Genomic DNA, 22885 nt, shown 5'->3' with positions numbered 1-22885 from the left:
ACTCTCTCTTGGAAATGTGCGGCTCCGCCGATTAGACTACGCTTTCAAATACCATTGCCTGATCTCTCTTTTCAATTGCCTGAAAGGTAGGCGTGTCATGGAACAACTAGTTCCTCTGTTGATTCAATTGATTGGTGGCGGAGCGGGTGGCAACATTGCCGGCACGCTGCTCAAGAATATCGATTTGAGCAAGCTGGCCCAAACGATCATCGGCATCATCGGCGGTATCGCAGGTGGTCAGGCCATCAATTGGATGGGCGTACTGGAGTCGATTCTGGGAGCCGGCGGAGCGGGCGAAATGGCTGGCCAAGCTGGAGCTTCAGCCATTGGCGGCGGACTCCTGGTCGCGATCATCGGCCTGATCAAAAAAGCTATGGCCGGCGGCGCAGCGGCGCGCTAAGCGTTCGCTTCATTTCGTGTAAGCGAAATCAACTGCGCTGGGTGTGCGCGCGGTGGCGAAATTTGGGCCGCGTGTACTCCCATTCCTGGCTCTGCTAAACTTCTAGCATGTGCCACCATTTTTCTCTTGTTGCCGACGAAGCGCTTTTGCTCAAACAGTTTTATGCGGCCACCCATCCTGGCCATCAATCATTTCCCTTTGGCAGCTTCTATCCCTTGAGCAAGATTCATGTGATCCGACTCAACGATCGGGGCGAACGTGAGCTGATGCCCATGGAGTGGGGACTGCTGCCGCCATGGTGGAAGCCGTCGGGTCGGAAGACGGCCCGCAGCGGCTTTCAGCGGGGGTGTTATAACGCTCGCAGTGAAGAGATTCACGAAAAGCGCTCGTACAAATCACCGTTCGCGCGGCGGCGTTGCTTGCTGGTTGGTACTGAATTCATGGAAGGGGATCGCTATTTTTTTCTTCCTGACAAACCCCTGTTGGCGTTTGCGGGCATCTGGGAATTGTGGCGCTCAGCAGAAGAACATGTTTTCAGTTGCTCGATGCTGACGACCGCGGCCAATGCCGAAGTGCTGGAGGCAGGTAACGATCGCATGCCTTTAGTACTGGAAACTGACGACGCTCGCGCGCTGTGGCTAGATCAAGAGATCGTCGAACGCAGCCCGCTGGATTCGCTCATGGTTCCCGCGGCCGATGGCACGTATTTGTCACGCCCCAAAGAAAACAAGCAGAAAGCATTGTTTTAATTGCCAATAAGCGACATTCCCTACAGCCGCATCAACTGCTCACGTACGGTTGCCATTCTGCCCCTCGTCCGCAATACTGGAAAATTCTGGTCAACTCGCCAGCCTTGGTCCGGTAGCTCAGTTGGTTAGAGCAGGGGACTCATAATCAGAATGGTTAATTTGCACCAATCTACAATAATCACCGTATTGCACGATGATTCTCGTCTGTGCTGATGATTGTCACGCAATAGTAAACCAAAGTAAATCGAAGTAAATCGGTGTGAAAAGAGCAGTCTACACACGTTCTACAATGCGACTCCGTGATGACATTCTAACGCACTGAACGTCCTGGCCCCATGATTGTGCGGAGCGTGATATGCGAACGCGGCACAGGGCAGATTTCGAGGCGTGAGCGGCCCTTGCGAAGATGGCCTATTGGCCCTGTTTGCCCACGATCACGGGATTGCGATTCTCTCGCAACATGCGTGCATAGAAACGCCTGGCTTCGATGGCGTTCGGCAACACCTTGCGGACACGATTACCGCGACTGTCATATTCCACAGTAACGGGATTTTCGTTGATCGCTTTTCTGTCCATTGGGAACATGCATACAGTGTAAACGCACTACTGCACGCTCGCAAGCCTAGAGAAAGCCCTCGGCCATCAGTGTGACAGCCGAGGGCATAGTTTTAATCTAGAAATGCTTCTGGCACATCCAAGTAGGTAACATTGTCACTATCGACCTCACGCAAAATTATGTTGCAGAGCGACGCTGCACATTCCTTTTCGCAGACGATTCTCAACCAGCCGATGAAAGCGTTGCAACAGTCATCGAACTTCTCATAATCCTCACGGCCAGAGCCTGCTTCGTGTGTGTGATGTCGCCGTAGTCGCACTGAAAGACGACTTTGGCGTTGGCGTCATATCCCTGCAAAATGTCGATCAACTCCTCGACCGTTAGGGCCTGATCGAGCAATTGGCTGATCTCACGCGGGATGTTAGAATTGGCCTTCATGACTTTCTCCTTCGTACAAAAGGGGACTGTTTAGCCTCGTCACGATGTTGACGCATCGTGCCGGGGCGACTTGTTGTGGTGAACACAAGTTCACCAACAATCATTGTAGAAAAGTTTGTAGACTTTACAACAGAGGATCACTTAGAATGGGGTAAATGCCCTTAATCCTCGAAGAAAACGACCAATGGTCCGGTAGCTCAGTTGGTTAGAGCAGGGGACTCATAATCCCTTGGTCGGGGGTTCAAGTCCCTCCCGGACTACTTTTCATTTATCCTGGTTTGCCATGATATCAACGGCTCCACCCGATTATGGGGACGAGCCTGCATTAAACCAACCAGCTGGGTAGAATACAGAAGCGCGGTATCTTGGGCGACCCTCAACGCACTTAGTGAGTTCGTCCCCTTTCCGCGTCCACTTGGCTGATTACTCGCCACCTTGATCGCAAAGAGTTCCAATCCTAACTGCTCTGCGCGGTTATGAAGGAAGCTCTTGGGATCGCTTTTGATCAACATCTGTTCGCCAAAAATCCAGCCTTTAGGGTATCTTCATTGTGTTGTTCTATCTCGCTGGTACAATCTTGACTTGGATAAACCCCAAGAATTCATGAGAATCGTGGCCCAGCGATTACTGGTTGCGGAAGCAACCAATCGCAATTCTGCGGATGCGCATCTCCATGAAGCAGTACGCGTCTGCGAAAAGCTGCGTATCGCGATGGTGCGACTCATTGGATTAGATGGCTACGCCGCCTTGTTGCGACGTGCGCTGGCTCTGGCACGAGTTGAAGTCCCTGAACTTGAGCGCGTAACAGTCGGTTCCGACGGTTGCATGCATGGACTTGAAGACCTCGCGACTGATAACACGAGTGGTGGAATCCAAGCGCCGACCGTGGTCACTGCCCATCTGCTCGGACTCCTAGCCACATTCCTTGGCGAAGCACTCACTCTGCGGTTGGTTCGCGAATGTTGGCCCGCTGCGACTTTGGATGATAACCCCTGAACCGAGGCTGTTATGAGTATTTGCCCCGCGATTGATGAACGCCCTGCCCCGGTGGAAATCCAGCTTATGTCCACCGGAGTACCTGGCTTGGACGAAATCCTGGGCGGCGGTCTACCTGAGTATTCCTTCAATATCTTAGCTGGCTCGCCCGGTAGCGGTAAAACCACTCTGGCGCACCAAATGATGTTCACCAATGCTAGCCCAGAGCGACCCGCGTTATACTTCACCGTACTCGGTGAGCCGGCTATCAAGATGCTGCGCTATCAGCAGCAGTTCTCGTTTTTCGACGGTTCCAAAATTGACAGCGCAATCCGTTTCGTCAATCTCAGCCAAGCTGTCTTACAGAACGACCTTGGCGCTGTGTTGGACGAAATCATCAAGGAGGTGGAAAGCTCCAACGCCAGGATTGTCGTCGTCGATTCTTTCCGGACCGTCGTTCGCCGCGCACAGGCCGAGTCCAGCGATTTCGGGATGGAACTCCAGGGCTTCGTACAGCGCCTGGCTTTGCACCTTACCAGTTGGCAAGCCACTTCATTTTTAGTGGGCGAGTATTCCGACACCGAGTTGCGCGACAACCCGGTGTTTACCGTTGCCGACGGTTTGTTCTGGCTCTATCAGTCGGTCGAACGAAACTCGATCGTCCGCAAGATGCAGATCATGAAGATCCGGGGTCAGGCAACCGTGCCTGGATTGCACACCTTCCGCATCACCCAGGATGGATTGCAAACTTTCCCGCGCACGTTTGGACTCGTTGGCAGCGACGGGCATGTCAAAGGCACCCGTCGTCTCTCCACCGGCATCGCCAAACTTGATGAGCTGCTTCATGGCGGTATCCCCGAAGGCGAGAGCCTGCTCCTGGCTGGTCCATCGGGATCGGGCAAGAGCACGGTTGGAATGCAGTTCATCGACGAGGGACTCCAGCAGGGAGAACCGGGCATCGTCGCCATATTTGAAGAACTCCCCGGGGAACACGTGCAGCGAGCGGCGATGTTCGGCATTGACTTCGACACGCCACAAAAAGAAGGTAAGTTAAAGTTGATCTATCTGCGGCCGCTCGACCTCTCGGTCGACGAGACGGTTTACGAGATCGTCCAAAGTGTCCGCGAAATCGGCTGCAAGAGGTTGGTGATCGATTCCTTGGTCGGCTTCGAAATGGCGCTGGCTCCGGGTTTCCGCGAAGACTTTCGCGAATCGCTCTACCGCATGATTGCGGCGCTCACGCGCCTGGGTGTGACAATCATGAGCACAGTCGAGGTCGAAGAAGAATTCACTTCGATGGTCTTCTCGAAGTACACCGTCTCGTTCCTGGCCGATGACATCGTGCGCATGCGCTACGTGTCGATCAACGGGCAATTCCGCAAGATACTGATGGTGGTGAAGATGCGTCGCAGCGCCCACTCGATTGACATGCATGAATACCAGATCACCACCGACGGGGTGCAAATTGGCGAGCCGCTGCGCGGCTATTGTGGGCTCACAAGTGGCATCCCCGCACCCTGGTCCGCGAATGCTGGACAGAATATGCCGGAATTGAGTGTTGATACCCCCTCGCCTCCTCAGAAAAACCCTCTGCCCGACGCACGCTAGCGCTGGGGCAAGAAAAATCTCTACGAAAGATGCTGATTAACCCGTGGACATCGAACAAAAACTTCGCGAGGTGAACGAAGCGCTGCTGATTTCATCAGTTCAGCAACATGAACTGACTGCGCAGGCACAGCAAGCCGAGGCCGCAATGCGGGCGAGCGAGAATCGCTTTCGCACTTTGTTCGACCTTGGTCCCGTGGCTGTGTACACCTGCGACGCTGCGGGCAGAATCATTGAGTATAACCGCCGTGCGGTCGAGGTGTGGGGCCGCGTACCCGCGATTGAAGATGACAATGAACTCTACTGTGGCTCATACAAAATGTATCTCCCTGACGGAAGTCCTATGGCCCACAAGGACTGCCGGATGGCCGAGGTGCTCCGGGGCGCGGTCCCACAGATCGTGGATGCTGAAGCAATCATCGAACGGCCCGATGGCTCGCGAATCACTGTCCTCGCCAATGTTCGTCCGCTCAAAAATGAACAAGGAGAGATCACCGGAGCGATCAATTGCTTGCACGATATCACCGAACGCAAGCGGGCATTGATAGAATTGCAGGAGAAGAGAGACCTCCTGCAGGCGGTAAGCGACGGGATACCCGACGCAGTGTTTGTCAAAGATCGAGACGGTCGCTACCTGCTGTTCAACCGGGCAGCAGCCGATTTTGTCGGTCGGCCAATTGACGAGGTGCTGGGGCATGACGATACAGAATTGTTTAATCCGATCGATGCTCGTCGGGTGATGGAACGTGATCAACGAGTAATGACAACCGGGAAAATGGAAACGGATGAGGAGGTATTAACAGCCGTCGGGGTGACTCGAACCTATCTCGCCACCAAGATCGCTTACCGAGATGGGCTAGGGAACATCGTAGGTGTCATGGGTATCTCCCGAGACATTACGGACCGCAAGCGAGCAGAAGAGGTTCTGCAACTACGCGATCGGGCGATCCAAGCAGTGACACAAGGCATCTTGATTACTGACCCCGGCCTGCCGGACAACCCGATTATCTATGCCAGTCCCGGGCTACAAAGAATGACGGGCTACACAGCGGAAGAAATCCTCGGTCGGAACTGCCGGTTTCTCCAAGGTCCAGATTCCGACATCGAGACCATTCATAATCTTCGCATGGCCGTTCAAGAAAGCCGTCAGTTGACGGTTGAAATACTCAACTACCGCAAAGACGGCACGTCATTCTGGAATGAATTGTCAATCTCGCCCGTGATGGATGCCAACGGTCGATTGACAAATTTTGTCGGCATCTCGACCGATGTCACCCAGCGGCGTCAACTCGAGGAACAGTACCGTCAATCACAGAAGCTCGAGGCGATCGGGCGACTGGCTGGAGGAGTTGCCCACGATTTCAACAACCTTTTGACTGTCATTCTTGGTTATTGCGATGTCTTGCTCGATTCCTCGCCAGCACAAGACGAATCCCACGAACATCTCGAAGAAATCAAGCGAGCCGGAGAGCGAGCAGCAGGCCTCACTAACCAGCTCCTCCTGTTCAGTCGTAAGCAGGTGCAAGAAGCAACCCAATTGGATCTCAACGACCTTGTGCGTAACACAGAGAAAATGCTCGGCCGCGTCATCGGAGAGGATGTTCGCTTAATTACAAATTTGGATCCGAGGCTCGGCAGCGTCAAGGCTGTGTATGGACAGTTGGAGCAGGCCTTACTTAATCTGACGGTCAATGCCCGCGATGCCATGCCCAATGGCGGCAAGCTCGAGATCGAAACAAATCATATAGATGTTGACGAAGAATATGCTGCAGCTCATCACACGCTTCAGCCTGGCTTGTATGCCATGTTGAAAGTAATCGATACAGGTGAGGGAATTCCAGATGACATTCGCGAGCACATCTTCGAGCCCTTCTTCACGACCAAAGGGGTAGGCCAAGGGACAGGCTTGGGCCTGCCCGTTGTTCATAGTGTTGTCAAGCACAGCGGTGGTCATATCGAGGTCGAAAGTCAACCTGGCAAGGGGGCTTCGTTTAGTATTTACTTGCCATGCGTTAAGCAACTAGAACAATGTACAAAAATTTCGCGAGTCGAGGAACTGACTCCGTTGGGAGTGGAAAGCATCCTCTTGGTGGAAGATGAACAATCCGTGGCCACCCTGGGCCAACTTATCTTAGAGGAGTGCGGTTATACCGTGTTCACGGCAGGAAACGCCGAAGAAGCTCTGGCGGTCTTCGCAACCCAGCCATCGACTATTCAGCTACTCGTGACGGACGTTGTGTTACCAGGACTAAACGGGCGTATGCTGGCCGAGCAGCTACTGGAGCTTAATCCGCAGTTGAAAGTCCTGTATGTATCGGGCTACATGGATGACGATGTTCTCCGGCGAGGCATCGTGCAAGATGGGGTGGCCTTTTTGCAAAAACCCTACTCGCGAATTAACCTCGCCAAGAAAGTGCGGGAAGTGCTTGAAGTTACCAACGGTGCACTGCAACGATCAGAGTACTGACGAGTAGCAACATGAGGCCTGTCGGTTCTGGGACGCCGAGAGGGACAGCTTGCAGTGCGCTAATACTGTAGTTTGCTTGCCACAACTGCAAATCGGTCGTCGAATGCGGGTTGGGCGAACCCCCGCGTTGCCACATGAGAAAGTCGCGGCCGTTGACATTTCCGTCTCCGTCGAAGTCCCCCGCTGTCTGAGCGAAAAGCGTGACGCTATCGATGAACACGCTCCCACCATCGTAGGATGAGGGTTGGACAAAGACGAACGCCAAGCGAGCTTCCACCGCATTGAGTGGTGCTGACTCGTTGATTTGCCTGTACGACCATGCATCTTCAGGCGATTCGCCGTTGGCCAAAGTAATAATCGACTCGCCCAAAAAGTATTGTGACCCATAGGGGGCACCGAACTCGCTGTAGAACTCCAGCTTCATTTCAACCACGTTAAGCGTGTCGGCGATCGAATCTTCGGAACGCGTCAGCGCGTGCGCACCGGCCACGATATGCGATCCCCCCGTGATCGGCACGCTTTGATAGGCACCCGAAACATTCGTCTGGCCGTTGAATTGGCCGAAGAGTTTGAGCGAGCGCTCACCATCGAGAGGCGTCCCATAATCCGAAAGCACATTATTAATGCTGCTGCCAAATACGCCCCAATTGGCGAGAGATCCGCCAGCTTCCTCGAAGCCTGGGTCGGCGATTAACGATGTTGGCGGCGCGCTAGGTGTAGGACGCTGCCAAACGCGCACATAATCGACCTCGAACTCGGACGGGAAGGGGGTCGTTTGGTCGGGATAGCCGGAATAATTACCGCCGACCGCTAGGTTCAGGATTAGGCTTTTGGGAGTATTCGGAATCCCCACGTCGGGTTCATACAGTCGCATGTGCTCGACGCCATCGACATAGAACCGAACCGTGCCCGTTTCCCATTCGACGGCAAAGTCATGAAAGTCGGCCTGAAAATTCGCGCCGCTCTCGTACCACTCCGAACGATACTGTCGCGAGTTGAAGTCCCATCCCCAGTGGAGCGCGCTGCTCATGCCATAGGGTAGATCGCCGCGTGCTTCCATGATGTCGATCTCGCCCCCGGCCGGCCAGCTCGCATGACGAGGAAGCAACCAAATCGCGGGCCAGAATCCTTGGCCGTGCGGGAGCTTAGCGCGAACTTCAAAGCGGCCATGACTCCACTCTTGCCATGTCCGCACGAGCCCAGAAAGGTAAGGCTTGCCATAGGTGTAACTTGGATCGAGGTCGGCCCGCAGATGCAGCAGATCGTTTCCGACCGAAACCTGGCTGGGATGATAGTACTGAGCTTCGCCGTTGGCTTCGTTGGCACGATGAGCGACTTCCCACACACCCGTGTTGATGCCGCTCCCCGCGAAGTTCTCTTGAAAGACAGGACTTCCCCAGCCCGGCACAATCACGGGACCTGCTTGAGCACATTGCAAGCCCTGGTTGGCAACAATAGCCAGGAGGCACAAGATGAGCGCCTGGAAGAAATATTTTTGACACACAGGCACTTGCAGTACCCTTGTAACAATGAGAGGAAAAGCCACCTTGGCGAGAAGGTATTGATGTTTCCAGTATAAAGATTGGGGGCGAAATTTCAAACTAATTGAGTTGTACTGACGGGAAGATGGAGTGAGCCAACCCATACCTGTTCGCCAGACCAGCGAATGACCTTATAATTCCCTATCAGAACAAGCCTGAAGTGCAATATTGCAAGATACTAGCGTCGGGGGAGATTTCATTTTGACGAGTCCGCTGATTGTCGTTGGATTGGGTGAGGCCCTGTTCGATTGTTTTTCCGATAAGCACATCGTCCTGGGAGGCGCGCCGGTGAATCTCGCCGTGCATGCTCATCAGCTTTTGCAATCGCGGGGGCGCGGCGTGGTGGCCAGCTCAGTGGGTCGCGACAACCTAGGTAGCAATTTGCTCGCTGGACTCGCTGAGCGCGGGATGACGACCGAGTACGTTGCGGTCACCGAAAGCTACCCCACGAGCACGGTCGAGGTGGAGATCGATTCCACGGGCGAAACGCAATACGAAATCAAGCAGGGCGTAGCTTGGGATCATCTCGAGTTCAACGAAAAACTCGCGGAACTGGCGACAAAATGCTCGGCCGTTTGTTTCGGCACATTGGCCCAACGTGAGGAAGCAAGCCGCGCGTCGATTCGACAGTTTCTCACCACGGCCAAGTCCGCGCTCAAAGTCTGCGACGTCAATCTTAGGCAACGATTCTATTCGCAGGAAATTTTGCGAACGTCGCTGGAACTGGCCGACGTGGTGAAACTCAACGAGAACGAGCTGCCCATTGTGAGCGAGGCGATAGAGATGCCCCCAGCGATCCTTGTTGATGAACAGGCGCTCCGTCTCATCGCGAAGTATAACTTAAAGTTGCTCGCATTAACGCGGGGCGAAAAGGGGACTGTCCTTTACTCGGCAACACAGCGAGTGGAAGGAAATGTTCCCAGCTATCCACGCAAACCGAATGCCGACAATGTCGGCGCTGGAGATTCTAGCTGTGCGGCGATCATCGTTGGCGTGTTGCTTGACAAACCGCTGCCGGAGATCGTCAAACTCGCCAATCGCGTGGGTGCTTATGTGGCGGCTCAACCAGGCGCGACGCCAGTCCTGCCTGGAGAGATTCTCGAACAGGTGTGAGTGCCGCCCTATAGCTCAGCTTTCAGCAGAAAGTCCGTAGCCGAGTAGGCGCGACTGACGTCGGCACTCAAGATCTACCGCCAGGGATAGACGGTCCAGTTAAATATCCTGAGCACTTTGAGCATCTTCTTGAGTTCCGTGAAGTCAGCATCACCGCGAGCTTCACGATAGGCTCCAAAGGCCACCGGCAAGATATTGGGGGCAATCTTTGCGTAGCGTGAAGCTCCGCTCAGAAACAACCAAATCTCACGCGCCTGTATCGAGGCGGGGCTGAGATGCGAAACGTCCTCTTCAAAGTCGATAAAGCCGATCTCACCACCATTGGTCACAATAAAATCATTGATCTTGGCACGACCGTGGCATTGCCCCGCTGTGTGCAACCGAGCAAGTTCCCGGCCGCAGGCACTGATCACGTCGCGAACGCCGTCCGCTGATATATTCGTCTGCTCAGTGAAATGACGGTCCACCGTCAAACCTAAATCCGACAAGACCAGCCACTCGTCAAAACGGGCGAGCACTTCGGGAACAACAAACCCCGCCTTACGCAATTCGGTAATGCGTCTTGCTTCGTGATGCAATGCCGCGGCGCCACCCGTGGTAACAGTCGGGCGAAAACCTTCGATGGGAATCAATCGGCAAAGGACTTGCTGAATCTTGTGAAAGATTGTTGCCTTAGGGCGCGTCGCTCGTTTAATCCAGACTTTGCGCCCATGCCATGCCTCGCGTCTGACGCGCAGGGGACTGAGAACATTGGCCACATCTGTGAGGCTCTGTGGATTTTCGGCGCTAATCGTTAGCATGGTCACGTGTCTTTGCTTGCTTGCATGTGGGCTGGCTACCTAGACTGTGAGGTCGTCGTAGGCAGATTTTTAGTCCAGCACTCGTGATGAGAGAAGAGCATTGAAAGAGCGATCAATGATGCTGATTCATCTATCTTCGATTGATTTCCAGGGGATATTTAGTAAAACCCCTCGCAATGGGTACAATTGGCTTAAGGAAATGTAACCTTGTTTTGGGTGAGCCTTTCATCTGAGATTGAATATCAAAATCCTCTACGCCTGATTGATTGCTGGATGTTTAAGCCTCTTTGTTTATCGCTGCTAATTGCCACCTCATTGCTAGGCGGCAAAATCCCCGCAGCGCAAGAGTTTACCGGTGATCAGCTTGTCGTCGACGAGTTCCTGGTGCTGCCCCGAGTAGGACGCTACGGCCGGGTTCCGCTTCACGTCGATCCACTGCAAGCAGAATTGGCCAGCGGTGATTGGCGCCCCCCCACCTTGGGGTCTGAAGTGTCCACCTACGATGGCAAGAAAGTCACCTGGCAGGAGTTCCAAGCCGGCGAAGAAGGTTGGCTGGAGCATACAACGCTATGGGGCGGTTATGCTTATGCCCAAGTCAAATCTGCCAAACGCCAGGTTGCTTTACTGGAAGCGTCAGGCCACGCGATGGTCTTCGTCAACGGTGAACCGCGCGCGGGTGATCCGTATCTCACGGGCAGCACAGTCTTGCCCATCATGCTCAACCCCGGCACCAATGAACTGTTGTTTCATGCCGCAGCTGGGAAGCTCCGAGTCAAACTCTCAAGGCCCACTGAAGATGTGATCTTCGATCTGCGTGATGTGACCAAGCCTGACTTGGTACACGATGAAACGGAACCGGTGTGGTTGGGTGTAGTCGTTGTGAATTGTCGCGAACAAACACTTAGAGATGCACAAGTCAAAACAACCGTTGCCGGTGGCGGAGACTTGACGGCGAAAGTCGATACGGTACCGCCATTGAGCGTTCGCAAGGTAGCCATTCCGGTTTTGCCAAACTGGAAAGCCGATAGCGCCACATCCGACAAAACCAACGTCGAGTTTGCCTGGAGTGATTCTACAAACGGCAAACCAGCGAAGATCGAACTTAGTATCGTCGAAGCAAGCGAACAGCAGACGCGCACCTTTCGCAGCAAACTCGACGGCAGCGTGCAGGCTTATCGTTTATTACCTGCCAAAGGTAGCAATGATGAAGCTGGGATGTTGGTTTCATTGCATGATGCTGACGAAACACCAACCAATCTTCTATCAAAATTACAAGCTGCCGCAGGCGTGCATTTGTTGGCGCCGACGGGCCGGCGGGTCGAAGGGTGTGACTGGGAAGATTGGTCAGCTCGAGATGTCTTGGAAGCTCTGGATGATGCGGCGAAGCATGTGAAGTACGACCCACGGCGAACGTGGCTACGTGGCACCAACACGGGTGGGCATGGCGTGTTGCGACTCGGCGGGATCGCCGCGGATCGTTGGGCCGCGCTCGCGCCGCGTGATCCTTGGCTCGAATATGGGGGCGACGAACAAACCGACGTCGACACGCCCGTCGAGGAAATGCTGGAGCGCGTGGCATGGTCGAATCGACTCACACCGTTGCTGCGAAACACGGTTTCAAGCGCTCTGTTATTGGAAGAAGACAAATCGAACCCGCTTACTCAAGAGCTCATCAAATTGTTCCGCGCGTTCCATCCGAAATTTGAATCGCGCACCCTCGACAACGAAACACCGGAGCAGAATCTCACCGAGGTACTGAAGTTCGTGACCAAGCACCTATCGCCCACCGATTCCGAAGTCGAGGAGGCCGATTGCGTGACGTTCAGCCCAGGAGTGAATTCGCAAAGCCGTTGGCTGACGATCTTGGGCCAAGAAGAGCAATGGGCGCTCAGCCGCGCCGCGGTGAAGTTCGACCGTGCTCGCAACCTGTTCTTGGGTCTCACGGTCAATGTCAAGGCACTTTCGATCGAAACATCCCAACTGAAAAGTGATACGGTCGTTGAAGTCGCCCTCGATGGCGAGCCAGTGGGCGAATTCGCCGTCGATGGCCGACCGCTCACCTTTTTGCGGCACGATGAGGCTTGGCAATTGGTCCCCAGCTTGCCCGCTTCTTTCAAACGCCCCGCGCGTTATGGCGGACTGCGAAGCGTGTTCGAGAACAATGCGGTGCTAGTTTATGGCACAAACGGCACACCCGCAGAAAGCCAATGGGCACTGGCCAAGGCCCGTTACGATGCCGAGACAATGCTCGTGCGGCTCAACGGTTCCGCAGAAATTGTCGCCGACAAGGTTTTCAAACCGGAAAACTATCGCGATCGCAACGTCGTGCTCTACGGCAATGCCGACACGAATCTGGCGTGGCCCGTGCTGCTCTCGACATCGCCGGCGCAAATGCGTCGCGATGGCGTGTGGATTGACCGTCGTCCGGAACTAGGCGACGATTTGGCTTGCGTATTTGTTCATCCCCGCCGTGGCAGTTCTAAGGCGGTCGTCGGCGTGATCGGGGGCACGGGCATTAACGGCATGCGAACGACCGACCGCTTGCCGGTGTTTGTGAACGGCACGAACTTTCCGGACTTGTTGCTTTATAGTTCCCAAAGCCTTATGACCGGGAACGACGACGTCCGGGCTGCGGGATTCTTTGGCATCGCCTGGACGGTGGAGCCGGGCGAGATCGTGTGGCGGGATGCGGCGCTTTAATGGCCCCAACGGCATCGGGACGAAGCTGGCTAACTATTCCACCGTGACGCTCTTGGCCAAATTCCGCGGCTTATCGACGTCGCAACCGCGGACAACGGCCATGTGGTACGCCAACAGTTGAAGCGGTACCGCGGCGACAATCGGTTGCAGTAACTCCGTCACGGGGGGAATGTAAATCACGTCATCGGCAAGTTGAGCCACGCGCGAATCATCGTCATCAATCACCGCGATGACTGGGCCGCCGCGGGCTTTGATTTCCTCGACATTTGCCAGCACTTTGTCGTATACCGGACCTTGAGGAACGATAAACACGCTAGGCGTATGTTCATCGACAAGCGCGATGGGACCATGCTTCATCTCAGCCGCGGGATAGCCCTCGGCATGGATGTAGCTGATTTCCTTGAGCTTGAGGGCCCCTTCCAAGGCAGTGGGGAAATTGTACTGCCGGCCAAGATACAAGAAGTTGTTGCAGTCGGCATACTTCTCGGCAATCCGCCGGGTCACTTCGTTGGTTTCCAACGCGCGTTCCACTTGGCCTGGAAGCTGCTCAAGCTCTTCGATAATTCGCAGTCCGCTTTCGTAGCTCAAATGGTGCAACCGGCCGAAATACAACGCCAGGAGCGACAACACCACGCACTGCGCGGTAAAGGCCTTGGTCGACGCCACGCCGATTTCTTGCCCGGCATGCAGATAGATGCCGCCGTCCGCTTCACGGGCAATGCTGCTCCCCACGACGTTGCAAATCGCCATCGTGGGATGCCCTTTGCGCTTCATCTCGCGAAGCGCGGCCAAGGTATCAATTGTTTCGCCACTTTGGGTCAAGGCAAAAAACAGGGTCTGATTATCAAGCGGCGGATTGCGATAGCGCAGTTCGCTGGCATATTCCACTTCGACGGGAATTCGCGCCAAGGCTTCAATCATGTACTCACCCACAAGCGCCGAATGCCAACTCGTGCCGCATGCCGTCAGCACAAACCGCTTTACCGATTGCAATTGATTTGCCGTGAGATTTAACCCGCCAAACACTGCCGTGGCCGAGTCTTTGTCCAAACGACCGCGCATCGCGTTGCGAATCGTTTCGGGCTGCTCATAGATTTCCTTGAGCATGTAATGGGGAAAGCCGTTGAGATCCATGTCGGCCGCTTCGATATCGAGGGCTTGCACGTCGTGAACCACGTCGCCTGAATCGCGGTGAATCACGCGGATCGAATCAGAGGTGACCAGCGCGATCTCATGGTCGGCCAGATACACAATCTTGTTCGTGCGACCCGCCAAGGGAGAACCGTCGCTCGCGATAAAGTTTTCGCCGTCGCCGACGCCAATCACCAGCGGACTGCCAAGCCGTGCTGCGACAATTACGTTTGGCCAATCGCGAAACACCATTGCGAGGCCGTAAGTCCCGCGTAGCTTGGCCAGCGATTTCTGCACTGCGGTAATCAACGGGGCATAAGGATCTTCGCTTTCCAGCACGGTGTCAGAAACTTTATCCAGCTCGTAAGCCACTAGCTGTGCGACCACTTCGGTGTCAGTGGCCGAACGAAATTCGCAGCCCTTCTCGATGAGCCGCTCTTTGATCGCACGGAAATTTTCGATCACGCCGTTGTGAACCATGGCCAACATACAGTCGCCACCCATGTGCGGGTGAGCATTTACATCGTTTGCCGGGCCATGCGTGGCCCAGCGGGTGTGACCGATGCCAATTGAACCTTTGTGTGCGTGCCGCTTCAGCAGGTTGGCCAACTCGTCGACTCGGCCAGCGGCTTTATCGATTGCTATCTCGCCATCTTCGAGCGTGGCGATGCCCGAGCTATCGTAACCGCGATATTCCAAGCGGCGCAAGCCTTCGAGCAAGTACTCACTCGCGTCCGCGAATCCGACGTAACCGACTATTCCGCACATAGAACGACTTCCTTCCAACGGTCGTAGACTGCTAGCAACCATGCCAGCAGTCGTGGCGACATTCAAGATAGCATTTTGGGCGAATTCCGGCCACGGAGATAAGAAACCAGCCCACGGACTGACGTGGAGCTAACGCGGCAGTTTTGGTATTTAGGAGCCGCGATTTTTGGCCCTGCCGGAGAAATTCTATGTCATGTCCCATGGAAAGTGAAAAGTGCTTGTTGGTGATCCCCGCTCGCCGCCGTTCGACGCGGCTGCCGGACAAAATGCTGCTCAAGGACACCGGGAAAACGGTTCTTCAGCACACCTATGAAGCCGCCTGTCGGGCAACATTGCCAGAGGCCATTCTCATCGCCACCGATGATCGCGAAATCGCTCACGAGGTTCAGCGCTTTGGCGGGCGCGCGATTCTGACCAACCCCGACTGCCCCAGTGGCACCGACCGGGTTGCCGAAGTGGCCAGATTCATTCCGTGGGCGGAAATTATCGTTAATTTGCAGGGAGACGAGCCGGAAATTGATCCGCGGGCCATCGACCGCTTGGTTATGCTTTTGCAGCAGAATCCTGCCGCCACGATGGCAACCTTGGCCACGCCGATTCGCAGTCGCGAAGCTTTGGAAGATCCCGCGTGCGTGAAAGTGGTCTTCGATAACGCCGGGCGGGCCATGTATTTCAGCCGCAGTCCGATTCCTCATCCCCGCGAATGGCGGGACGACATGCTCACATCCTCACCAGCCACTTTTTTCCAGCACATCGGCATCTACGCCTACCGCCGCGACCTGTTGCTGCGGTTTGCCAGCCTGCCGATGGGCCAGACCGAGCAGATCGAAAAGCTCGAACAACTCCGAATTCTCGAGCAAGACGAAACGATCCTGATCGGTGAGATCGCCCAGCCCACCCGCGGCATCGACACCCCGGCCGATTACGCCGCCTTCGTCGAAAGACAACGCCGCCAGCGGCTCGCGGCCTAGATGACGTTCGCCGACGGCATGGGCTATAATTAGCCCATGCGTGAATCGAACGAATTCCCCCTGCCCTTGCTGATCACCGGCATTGCCGGCGTGCCGGGTTACAATGCGCTCGCCTATTTTCAGCAGCGTTACCCAGGCCAGGTTATCGGCATCCGGCAGGAAGACAATTGGCCCCTGTCGGGGCCAGGAATCATCGCCTGCAACGCCGAAGACCGTGCTGGACTTGAGCGATTGTTCGATCAGCATCAATTTCGCGCCGTGCTGAACTGCGCCGGCAATTGTGCTTTGAAATCGTGCGAACTCGATTCGCGGCTCGCCTGGCGAACGAATGTCGAAGGAATGATCACGCTGCTTTCGATTGTCGTTGAGCGGCAAGTTCGACTCGTGCATACGTCAATCGATCTTGTGTTCGGTGGTCGCGATTGCAAGCCCATCGATTGGCCCGGCCATTTTGAAACGGATCGCACCGATCCTGTCACCGTCTACGGCACGACCATGGTAGCCGCCGAGCAGCTTTTGTTTGACTGCGCTCCCGCGGCCTGCACGTTGCGAATTTCGCTCCCCATGGGCGTGAGTTTCAATGGCCACGCGGGGGCCATCGACTGGATTCAATCCCGGTTTGCCAAGGGCCGCCCCGCCACGCTTTATTTCGATGAAGTTCGTACGCCCACCTACACCGATTGCCTGAATCATGTTTACGAAACATTACTCAGCAACGATCTTGCTGGCCTCTATCACGCGGGAGCGCCACGACGGTTATCTCTCTATCAAATCGCGCAGGTCATCAATCGTGTGGGCGGGTACGATCCGCACTTATTGATGGGTTGTCCTCGAATTGAGGCGGGCCCTATTCCCCCGCGAGCGGGCGATGTTTCAATGAATTCTACTAAGCTCGCGCAAGCCTTGGGCTATCAACCATTTGATCCCTGGCCACTGGAAAACGATTGGGTTCCAACCCACGACAAGTGGCACTACGAACGCGATGGCTTTCGCGGCTCACCCGAGTTGCTGGCCGAGGTGTTGTACCGCAATCCCCGGCGCGTGAACGCGGCGTAGTTCATCCAACCACAAAGGCACGAAGTACACCAAGTAATTCATTTTTGCTTGGTGTACTTCGTGCCTTTGTGGTTTAACCCCTCTTCCTAAAACTCCGCGTTCCCCGGTGTTCTCGGAAACGGAATCACGTCCCGAATGTTCGCCATACCGGTCACTGCTTGAACCATGCGTTCCAGGCCTAAGCCGAAACCCGAGTGCGGCACCGAGCCAAACTTTCGTAGCTCGATGTACCACCAATAATCGTCAGGGTTGAGCCCCTGCTCGGCCATCCGCGCGAGCAACACATCGAGCCGATCTTCGCGCTGACTGCCACCGATGATTTCACCCACCCGTGGCACAAGCACATCCATTGCCCGTACGGTTCGGCCCGGCACGTCGGGGGTTTCGTCGTTCACTTTCATATAGAACGGCTTAATCGCCGCTGGATAGTCGTGCAGGATCACCGGCGCTTGCAGATATTTCTCGGTGATGAATCGCTCGTGTTCGGCCTGCAAATCGGTGCCCCAGGAGATGGGATATTCAAACGTCTCGCCGGACTTCTCCAGGATCTCGATGGCTTGGGTATAGCTCAGCCGCTGGAAATGTTTGCCCGCGATTGTCTTAAGGCTATCGAGCACCGTGTTGTCGATTCGCTCGTGGAAGAATTGCATATCCTCGTCGCAGTCGGCGAGTACGTCGTTGACGATCCGTTTGAGGAACCGCTCGGCGAGGTCCATGTTGTCGGTCAACTCGAAAAAGGCGGCTTCCGGTTCGATCATCCAAAACTCGGCCAAATGCCGTGAGGTGTTGGAATTCTCCGCGCGGAACGTGGGCCCGAAGGTATAAATCTTGCCGAGTGCCGTGGCGTAGATTTCACCTTCTAACTGCCCCGACACGGTGAGATACGCGGGACGATCAAAAAAATCCTGCTCGAAATCAACCGCGCCGTCCGCTTTGCGCGGCACATTCGCCGGGTCGAGCGTCGTCACGCGAAACATCTCGCCGGCCCCTTCACAGTCGCTCGCCGTGATGATCGGCGTGTGAATGTACAGAAAACCTTCTTCTTGAAAGAAATCGTGAATCGAACGGCAAATGCGATTTCGCACGCGCATCACCGCGCCAAAGGTATTCGTGCGCGGCCGTAGATGGGCCCATTCGCGGAGCTTTTCCATCGTGTGCCGCTTCTTTTGCAGCGGATACTCGTCGGGATCGGCCCAGCCGTGAACAATAATTTCACTGGCATAGAGTTCGGTCGCCTGGCCCTTGCCGTTGGAAGGTTTGATCTCGCCACGAACCGAAACGCTTGCCCCCGCGCCAAGTTTTTTAACGTCGGTCTCGTAGTTTGCGAGCGTGCCGTCGGCGATCACTTGGATATTGTTCAAACACGTGCCGTCGTTAATCTCCAAAAAGCTGAAGCCGCCGCCACTATCGCGACGTGTGCGAATCCAACCTTGGATCAAGACGTTTTGTCCTACCGACTTGGCATCACGCGCTTCGCGTACCGAAAGTTTTTTCATGGATCCTTCCCAATCGTAGTTACCAGCCGTGCTGCTGGCGGAGCCAAAGAATTTGTCCCGTGTGATGGCGGCTATGCCACGGATAATAGCAAAGGGCTGATTTCAATGTGACTTGCTGCGACGTCTCGGGATGGATGAACGACTTCTCAAAATCGCCGTAGTCCATCGACTTCAAAAGCTGTACCCAACGAGCATGAATCGCGTCGAACAACGCGAGCGGCGCCGCTATCTCGCCATGCTTGGAATCTGCCAGTGCGACCCAGCGATCTTCAAAATAAGCCTTGATCGTGGGTTGATCCTCGGTCAAAGCCCATTTGAAGCGAATGTAGCTGTTCACATGACTGTCGGCCAAATGATGGACAATCTGCCGAACCGACCAGTTGCGATACAGCGTGTCGAGTTGAGATTCCGATAGCCCGGCAACAGCCTTCCGCAGTTCCGCAGGGGCCGAAGCAATTTGCTCGATCAACTCCGCGATGCGAGCGGGACTACATACCTGCTCGGCAACATATTCTCCTACCGGATTAAGCGGCGCATCCATCGTCGATATAGCGATTGTCCATCGCCCCTTTGAGGACTGTGAATACTGAATCGCTCTACAGACCCTTCGCGGCCAACCAACGTTCGGCATCCAATGCCGACATGCATCCCGACCCGGCGGCGGTCACCGCTTGGCGATAGTAGTCGTCAGCTACGTCCCCCGCAGCAAACACGCCTTCCACGCTGGTATTCGTGCGGAACGGCACGGTCCATTTGAGGTACTTCTTGGGGGTCATCTCGAGTTTGCCTTCGAGGAACCTCGTATTGGGTGTATGACCGATCGCCATGAACGCGCCGGCGATTTCTTTTTCCGTTTTCTTGTCGTCGATGGTCGAAACCAGCCGCACGCCGGTCACTCCGTTTTTGTCGTCGCCCAGAATTTCCTCAACGGCGCTGTTCCACACGATATCGATCTTCTTGTTGTTCTTGGCTCGCTCGGCCATGATCTTCGAGGCCCGCAATTCGTCGCGGCGATGTACGAGGTGAACGACGCTGGCGAACTTGGAAAGATAATCAGCCTCTTCCACGGCCGAGTCGCCGCCACCGACAACCACCACCGGCTTGTTACGGAAACGTGGCAATGCACCATCGCACACGGCACAGGCACTCACGCCAGCGTTCTTGAAGCGTTCCTCCGAGGGCAAGCCAAGATAATTCGCCCGGGCCCCCGTGGCGATGATCACTGAATAAGCTTCGATTTCTTGGCCTTCAAGCGATTTGAGCTTAAACGGTTGACCCGTGAAATCGACGTCGACAATATCATCTGTCATGATCCGCGTGCCAAAATTCTCGGCCTGCTTACGCATCAGGTGCATCAGTTCAGGTCCCGAGCAGCCTTCCCCATGATGCAAATCGGCAAGCCAATGATGCTCTTCCGGCAAGGCCGAACGCAGATAGTGGCTCAAGTCGCCCGCGGGAAAGCCGGGATAATTTTCCACTTCGGTCGTAAGAGCGAGCTGCCCCAGCGGCATGGTTCCCTGCAACCGGTTAGCTTCCGTGATCGCCCCCTCAAAGAGCACAGGTTCCAAGCTCGCGCGGGCCGCATAAATGGCTGCTGTCCAACCCGAGGGTCCACTTCCAACGATGACAACTTTTTCCGGCAAGATAGTCTCCTCAACTTCTGAAATCCCAAGATGCCGGGCGACTCACCGTCTCGAATTGTGCAGCTCCCTCGGCAGCGAAGATTATAGGCCAGCCACTGAAAACCGTAAACCAAGCCAAATTGCGACGTTTCTACCCGACGGGCTATGATGTAGAGTAGCGGCAACTTTTTGGCTGCGGTTTCTCGCGTTGTGAAAGCTTCTCCATGAATCTGCTCTATATCGTGCTTCCGTCGGCGGTCGTGTTGACGGTGGCCTATCTCACCTACGGCCGACTGCTGGGACGGCTCTTGCAGCTTGATCCCAAGACCAAGACACCTGCCGTCGAATTGCGGGATGGCATCGACTTCGAGCCGCTCTCCTCGTCGGCCCTGTTGCCCCAGCACTTTTCAGCGATTGCTGCCGCGGGACCTATCGTGGGGCCTATTCTCGCTGGGATCACCTTCGGCTGGCTGCCGGCTCTGCTTTGGATTTTGATCGGCTCGATCTTCGTCGGCGGCGTCCACGATATCACGGCCCTGGTTGCTTCGATTCGCCATAAAGCCCGTTCGATTGCCGAAGTCGTCCGCGAGCACATGTCGCGGCGATCCTATTTACTGTTCCTTTCGTTCATTTGGATCGCACTCATTTACATCATCGTGGCGTTTACCGACGTCACTGCCGCGTCGTTTGTAGGTGCGGCCACCGCGGAAGCAGGCGGCGTCGGGGGGGCAGCGATCGCTAGCTCATCGCTCATATACTTGCTGCTCACGCTGATCATGGGCCTCGCGATGCGCTATGCAGGATTGTCGCAAAAGTGGGCATTGGCGATCTTTTTGCCGTTGGTTGCGGGTGCAATTGTTATTGGCCCGTATATGCCCTTTGATCTGGCTGCGATGACAGGCCAAGACGACAACGGTGCCCGAAAGACTTGGGACGTGATTCTTCTCGTCTATTGCTTGATCGCGGGGGTGATGCCCGTCTGGCTGCTCCTGCAACCGCGGGGGCAACTGGGAGGCTGGTTTCTGTACGCGGCACTTGCCGCCGGCGCGGTGGGTCTTGCCTTCGGCGGTGGAACTGCCGAATATCCCATGTTTCGCGGCTGGCAAGTGACGGGAGCTGACGGCATTACGACCAATTTATTCCCCTTACTGTTCATCACCATCGCCTGTGGTGCGTGTTCCGGGTTTCACTCGCTCATCGCGTCGGGCACAACATCCAAACAACTCCGCGTGGAAACCGACGCCGTCGTGGTCGGCTACGGCACAATGCTTCTGGAAGCGATGGTGTCGATCATTGCCCTTTGCTGCGTGATGATGTTTTCAGCCGGTTCGCCGCAACTCAACGGTGGGCCGAATCAAGTCTTTTCCCAAGGGATCGGCAAGTTCCTCGAAGTCATCCATCTGCCACGAGCCGTGGGGATGACTTTTGCGCTCATGGCCTTCACGACGTTTGTTTACGACACGCTCGATGTTTGCACGCGATTGGGCCGCTATATCTTGCAGGAACTCACCGGCTGGCACGGCCGGGGCGGTCGTGCGCTCGGAACCGCGCTGACCGCAGGAGTGCCGCTCTTTTTCTTGCTAGGGCATAGTGATCCCAATGTGCCGGTTTGGCGTATTTTTTGGAATCTCTTCGGCGCCAGCAATCAATTGCTCGCCGCTCTGACATTGCTCGGCGTGACGGTCTGGCTCTGGCGAACACGCGGGGCCTGGTGGGTTTGGATCGTGACCGGTATTCCAACTTTGCTCATGTATCTCACGAGCACCTGGGCGCTGGCCTCGATGACGCTAAGCAAGTTTCGCTCGGCCGACGGAACGTGGCACATGTCGTCCGATATCGTCGGTTGGATCGGAATTGTGCTCATACTGCTCGCCGCCATGATGCTCTACGAAGCGGTGATCGCGCTGTTGGGTTCGCGTGAGCCGTCAGAACCTGAGCCTAAACCTGCTCTCGCTCAGTAAATCGTCACCACTGCTGCATAAAGGCGTGACACTTAGGACACTTTGCGAACCACATCGGCACTTTTTCACCGCATTTGCATTTAATGTGGTGACGGATTACTGACGAGCCCAGCATGCTGCCGCTGGTTTCGGCGGAGGGTTCTTCCGGATCATCGAAAACAGAAGACCCACTCGGTGAGCCGCCATGTTCGAGGCGCACCGCGCGCAAGGCGGCCGTTTTGAGTTGATCCGACGAAGTTGCATCCGGCACGCGAACGACGACTTGCCCGGGGCAAAAAGGACAAACACCTTTTTTGCCGGCGTATTTATCTTTGACCTTGAATTCGTGCCCGTTGGGGCAAACAACCGAGATCCCCATGTGCATGTCTCCTCACAGGTTCGCCGGAAATATTTCCCGACGCGAGTGTCGCTATTGGCAACCATTGCGTCGCTTGATTGCGGCGCACGGTCTAAATCAACAACTCAACTGAGACAAACCACAGGCCATCGCGCTGTGCAGTGTTCCCTGCACGCGTGCGAGAGTCTGGCACTCTTCT

The 22885-nt window shown here is 55.4% G+C and carries 19 protein-coding genes and 1 tRNA gene; 11 read left to right on the top strand and 9 right to left on the bottom strand.

Translation table 11 applies throughout. From position 1 onward, the window contains the following. The first annotated feature begins 97 nt into the window (after window positions 1-97). Together AC6T8Q_RS04925 and AC6T8Q_RS04920 are read left to right on the top strand one after the other, a co-directional pair. Complete coding sequence (locus AC6T8Q_RS04925) at window positions 98-400, top strand: hypothetical protein (protein ID WP_500678016.1); 303 nt, start codon at window positions 98-100, stop codon at window positions 398-400. A gap of 107 nt (window positions 401-507) precedes the next feature. Then, entirely contained in the window at window positions 508-1149 is a 642-nt protein-coding gene (locus tag AC6T8Q_RS04920; RefSeq protein WP_500678015.1) for an SOS response-associated peptidase, read from the top strand. 411 nt (window positions 1150-1560) lie between these two features. On the opposite strand, the gene AC6T8Q_RS04915 is transcribed toward AC6T8Q_RS04920, so the two are convergent. Both AC6T8Q_RS04915 and AC6T8Q_RS04910 read right to left on the bottom strand, forming a co-directional pair. Next, window positions 1561-1725: a hypothetical protein gene (locus AC6T8Q_RS04915; protein WP_500678014.1), complete on the bottom strand. Its 165-nt coding sequence runs from the start codon at window positions 1723-1725 to the stop codon at window positions 1561-1563. A gap of 202 nt (window positions 1726-1927) precedes the next feature. Beyond that, a complete protein-coding gene (locus AC6T8Q_RS04910; RefSeq protein ID WP_500678013.1) occupies window positions 1928-2143 on the bottom strand; it encodes a hypothetical protein in 216 nt (71 codons plus the stop codon). A gap of 186 nt (window positions 2144-2329) precedes the next feature. Here AC6T8Q_RS04910 and AC6T8Q_RS04905 point away from each other — a divergent pair. The 4 genes from AC6T8Q_RS04905 (at window position 2330) to AC6T8Q_RS04890 (ending at window position 7190) form a co-directional block, all read left to right on the top strand. After that, window positions 2330-2403 (top strand) — tRNA-Ile (locus AC6T8Q_RS04905). A gap of 322 nt (window positions 2404-2725) precedes the next feature. After that, window positions 2726-3139, top strand: a complete 414-nt coding sequence (locus tag AC6T8Q_RS04900; RefSeq protein WP_500678012.1) for a hypothetical protein — start codon at window positions 2726-2728, stop codon at window positions 3137-3139. A gap of 12 nt (window positions 3140-3151) precedes the next feature. Beyond that, window positions 3152-4726: a DUF7125 family protein gene (locus tag AC6T8Q_RS04895; RefSeq protein ID WP_500678011.1), complete on the top strand. Its 1575-nt coding sequence runs from the start codon at window positions 3152-3154 to the stop codon at window positions 4724-4726. 43 nt (window positions 4727-4769) lie between these two features. Further along, a complete protein-coding gene (locus AC6T8Q_RS04890; protein ID WP_500678010.1) occupies window positions 4770-7190 on the top strand; it encodes a hybrid sensor histidine kinase/response regulator in 2421 nt (806 codons plus the stop codon). Here the strand turns inward: AC6T8Q_RS04890 and AC6T8Q_RS04885 are convergent. Then, a complete protein-coding gene (locus AC6T8Q_RS04885) occupies window positions 7156-8661 on the bottom strand; it encodes a glycoside hydrolase family 16 protein (protein WP_500678009.1) in 1506 nt (501 codons plus the stop codon). The two genes, AC6T8Q_RS04890 and AC6T8Q_RS04885, sit on opposite strands and share 35 nt — an antisense overlap. A gap of 271 nt (window positions 8662-8932) precedes the next feature. Between AC6T8Q_RS04885 and AC6T8Q_RS04880 the strand changes: the two genes are divergently transcribed. After that, window positions 8933-9844, top strand: a complete 912-nt coding sequence (locus AC6T8Q_RS04880; protein ID WP_500678008.1) for a carbohydrate kinase family protein — start codon at window positions 8933-8935, stop codon at window positions 9842-9844. Between the two features lie 74 nt (window positions 9845-9918). Here AC6T8Q_RS04880 and AC6T8Q_RS04875 read toward each other — a convergent pair whose 3' ends face one another. Further along, the gene (locus tag AC6T8Q_RS04875; RefSeq protein ID WP_500678007.1) at window positions 9919-10644 is read right to left on the bottom strand and encodes a hypothetical protein; all 726 of its coding nucleotides are present in this window, start codon (window positions 10642-10644) and stop codon (window positions 9919-9921) included. Between the two features lie 273 nt (window positions 10645-10917). Here AC6T8Q_RS04875 and AC6T8Q_RS04870 point away from each other — a divergent pair, with 273 nt between their 5' ends. After that, on the top strand, window positions 10918-13344 hold the full coding sequence (locus AC6T8Q_RS04870) for an alpha/beta hydrolase family protein (RefSeq protein ID WP_500678006.1): 2427 nt from the start codon (window positions 10918-10920) through the stop codon (window positions 13342-13344). A gap of 33 nt (window positions 13345-13377) precedes the next feature. On the opposite strand, the gene glmS is transcribed toward AC6T8Q_RS04870, so the two are convergent. After that, window positions 13378-15243, bottom strand: coding sequence for a glutamine--fructose-6-phosphate transaminase (isomerizing) (gene glmS / locus AC6T8Q_RS04865; RefSeq protein WP_500678005.1), 1866 nt, complete (start codon window positions 15241-15243; stop codon window positions 13378-13380). A gap of 188 nt (window positions 15244-15431) precedes the next feature. Here glmS and kdsB point away from each other — a divergent pair, with 188 nt between their 5' ends. After that, the gene (gene kdsB / locus AC6T8Q_RS04860; RefSeq protein WP_500678004.1) at window positions 15432-16214 is read left to right on the top strand and encodes a 3-deoxy-manno-octulosonate cytidylyltransferase; all 783 of its coding nucleotides are present in this window, start codon (window positions 15432-15434) and stop codon (window positions 16212-16214) included. Between the two features lie 36 nt (window positions 16215-16250). Beyond that, window positions 16251-17270: an SDR family oxidoreductase gene (locus AC6T8Q_RS04855; protein ID WP_500678003.1), complete on the top strand. Its 1020-nt coding sequence runs from the start codon at window positions 16251-16253 to the stop codon at window positions 17268-17270. 86 nt (window positions 17271-17356) lie between these two features. On the opposite strand, the gene asnS is transcribed toward AC6T8Q_RS04855, so the two are convergent. The 3 genes from asnS to AC6T8Q_RS04840 are packed head-to-tail and all read right to left on the bottom strand — an operon-like array spanning window position 17357 to window position 20409. Then, a complete protein-coding gene (asnS, locus tag AC6T8Q_RS04850) occupies window positions 17357-18766 on the bottom strand; it encodes an asparagine--tRNA ligase (protein WP_500678002.1) in 1410 nt (469 codons plus the stop codon). Window positions 18767-18785: 19 nt separating this feature from the next. Continuing rightward, window positions 18786-19307 carry a YfiT family bacillithiol transferase gene (locus AC6T8Q_RS04845; protein ID WP_500678001.1) on the bottom strand — a complete coding sequence of 174 codons (522 nt, stop codon included), beginning with the start codon at window positions 19305-19307 and terminating at the stop codon, window positions 18786-18788. Between the two features lie 55 nt (window positions 19308-19362). After that, the gene (locus AC6T8Q_RS04840; protein ID WP_500678000.1) at window positions 19363-20409 is read right to left on the bottom strand and encodes a thioredoxin-disulfide reductase; all 1047 of its coding nucleotides are present in this window, start codon (window positions 20407-20409) and stop codon (window positions 19363-19365) included. Between the two features lie 203 nt (window positions 20410-20612). Between AC6T8Q_RS04840 and AC6T8Q_RS04835 the strand changes: the two genes are divergently transcribed. Continuing rightward, the gene (locus tag AC6T8Q_RS04835; RefSeq protein ID WP_500677999.1) at window positions 20613-22349 is read left to right on the top strand and encodes a carbon starvation CstA family protein; all 1737 of its coding nucleotides are present in this window, start codon (window positions 20613-20615) and stop codon (window positions 22347-22349) included. 4 nt (window positions 22350-22353) lie between these two features. Here AC6T8Q_RS04835 and AC6T8Q_RS04830 read toward each other — a convergent pair whose 3' ends face one another. Continuing rightward, a complete protein-coding gene (locus AC6T8Q_RS04830; RefSeq protein ID WP_500677998.1) occupies window positions 22354-22707 on the bottom strand; it encodes a hypothetical protein in 354 nt (117 codons plus the stop codon). Window positions 22708-22885 lie beyond the last annotated feature (178 nt).

It is taken from the genome of Bythopirellula sp. (genome assembly GCF_041737835.1).
GTDB lineage: Bacteria > Planctomycetota > Planctomycetia > Pirellulales > Lacipirellulaceae > Bythopirellula.
This window is presented reverse-complemented; position numbering and strand designations above follow the sequence as displayed.

Bases quoted from the DNA above. Each gene is read 5' to 3' on its own strand.
- AC6T8Q_RS04925 (WP_500678016.1), top strand. From the start codon at position 98: ATGGAACAACTAGTTCCTCTGTTGATTCAATTGATTGGTGGCGGAGCG.
- AC6T8Q_RS04920 (WP_500678015.1), top strand. From the start codon at position 508: ATGTGCCACCATTTTTCTCTTGTTGCCGACGAAGCGCTTTTGCTCAAA.
- AC6T8Q_RS04915 (WP_500678014.1), bottom strand. From the start codon at position 1,725: ATGGACAGAAAAGCGATCAACGAAAATCCCGTTACTGTGGAATATGAC.
- AC6T8Q_RS04910 (WP_500678013.1), bottom strand. From the start codon at position 2,143: ATGAAGGCCAATTCTAACATCCCGCGTGAGATCAGCCAATTGCTCGAT.
- AC6T8Q_RS04895 (WP_500678011.1), top strand. From the start codon at position 3,152: ATGAGTATTTGCCCCGCGATTGATGAACGCCCTGCCCCGGTGGAAATC.
- AC6T8Q_RS04875 (WP_500678007.1), bottom strand. From the start codon at position 10,644: ATGCTAACGATTAGCGCCGAAAATCCACAGAGCCTCACAGATGTGGCC.
- AC6T8Q_RS04870 (WP_500678006.1), top strand. From the start codon at position 10,918: ATGTTTAAGCCTCTTTGTTTATCGCTGCTAATTGCCACCTCATTGCTA.
- glmS (WP_500678005.1), bottom strand. From the start codon at position 15,243: ATGTGCGGAATAGTCGGTTACGTCGGATTCGCGGACGCGAGTGAGTAC.
- kdsB (WP_500678004.1), top strand. From the start codon at position 15,432: ATGTCATGTCCCATGGAAAGTGAAAAGTGCTTGTTGGTGATCCCCGCT.
- AC6T8Q_RS04855 (WP_500678003.1), top strand. From the start codon at position 16,251: ATGCGTGAATCGAACGAATTCCCCCTGCCCTTGCTGATCACCGGCATT.
- asnS (WP_500678002.1), bottom strand. From the start codon at position 18,766: ATGAAAAAACTTTCGGTACGCGAAGCGCGTGATGCCAAGTCGGTAGGA.
- AC6T8Q_RS04845 (WP_500678001.1), bottom strand. From the start codon at position 19,307: ATGGATGCGCCGCTTAATCCGGTAGGAGAATATGTTGCCGAGCAGGTA.
- AC6T8Q_RS04835 (WP_500677999.1), top strand. From the start codon at position 20,613: ATGAATCTGCTCTATATCGTGCTTCCGTCGGCGGTCGTGTTGACGGTG.
- AC6T8Q_RS04830 (WP_500677998.1), bottom strand. From the start codon at position 22,707: ATGGGGATCTCGGTTGTTTGCCCCAACGGGCACGAATTCAAGGTCAAA.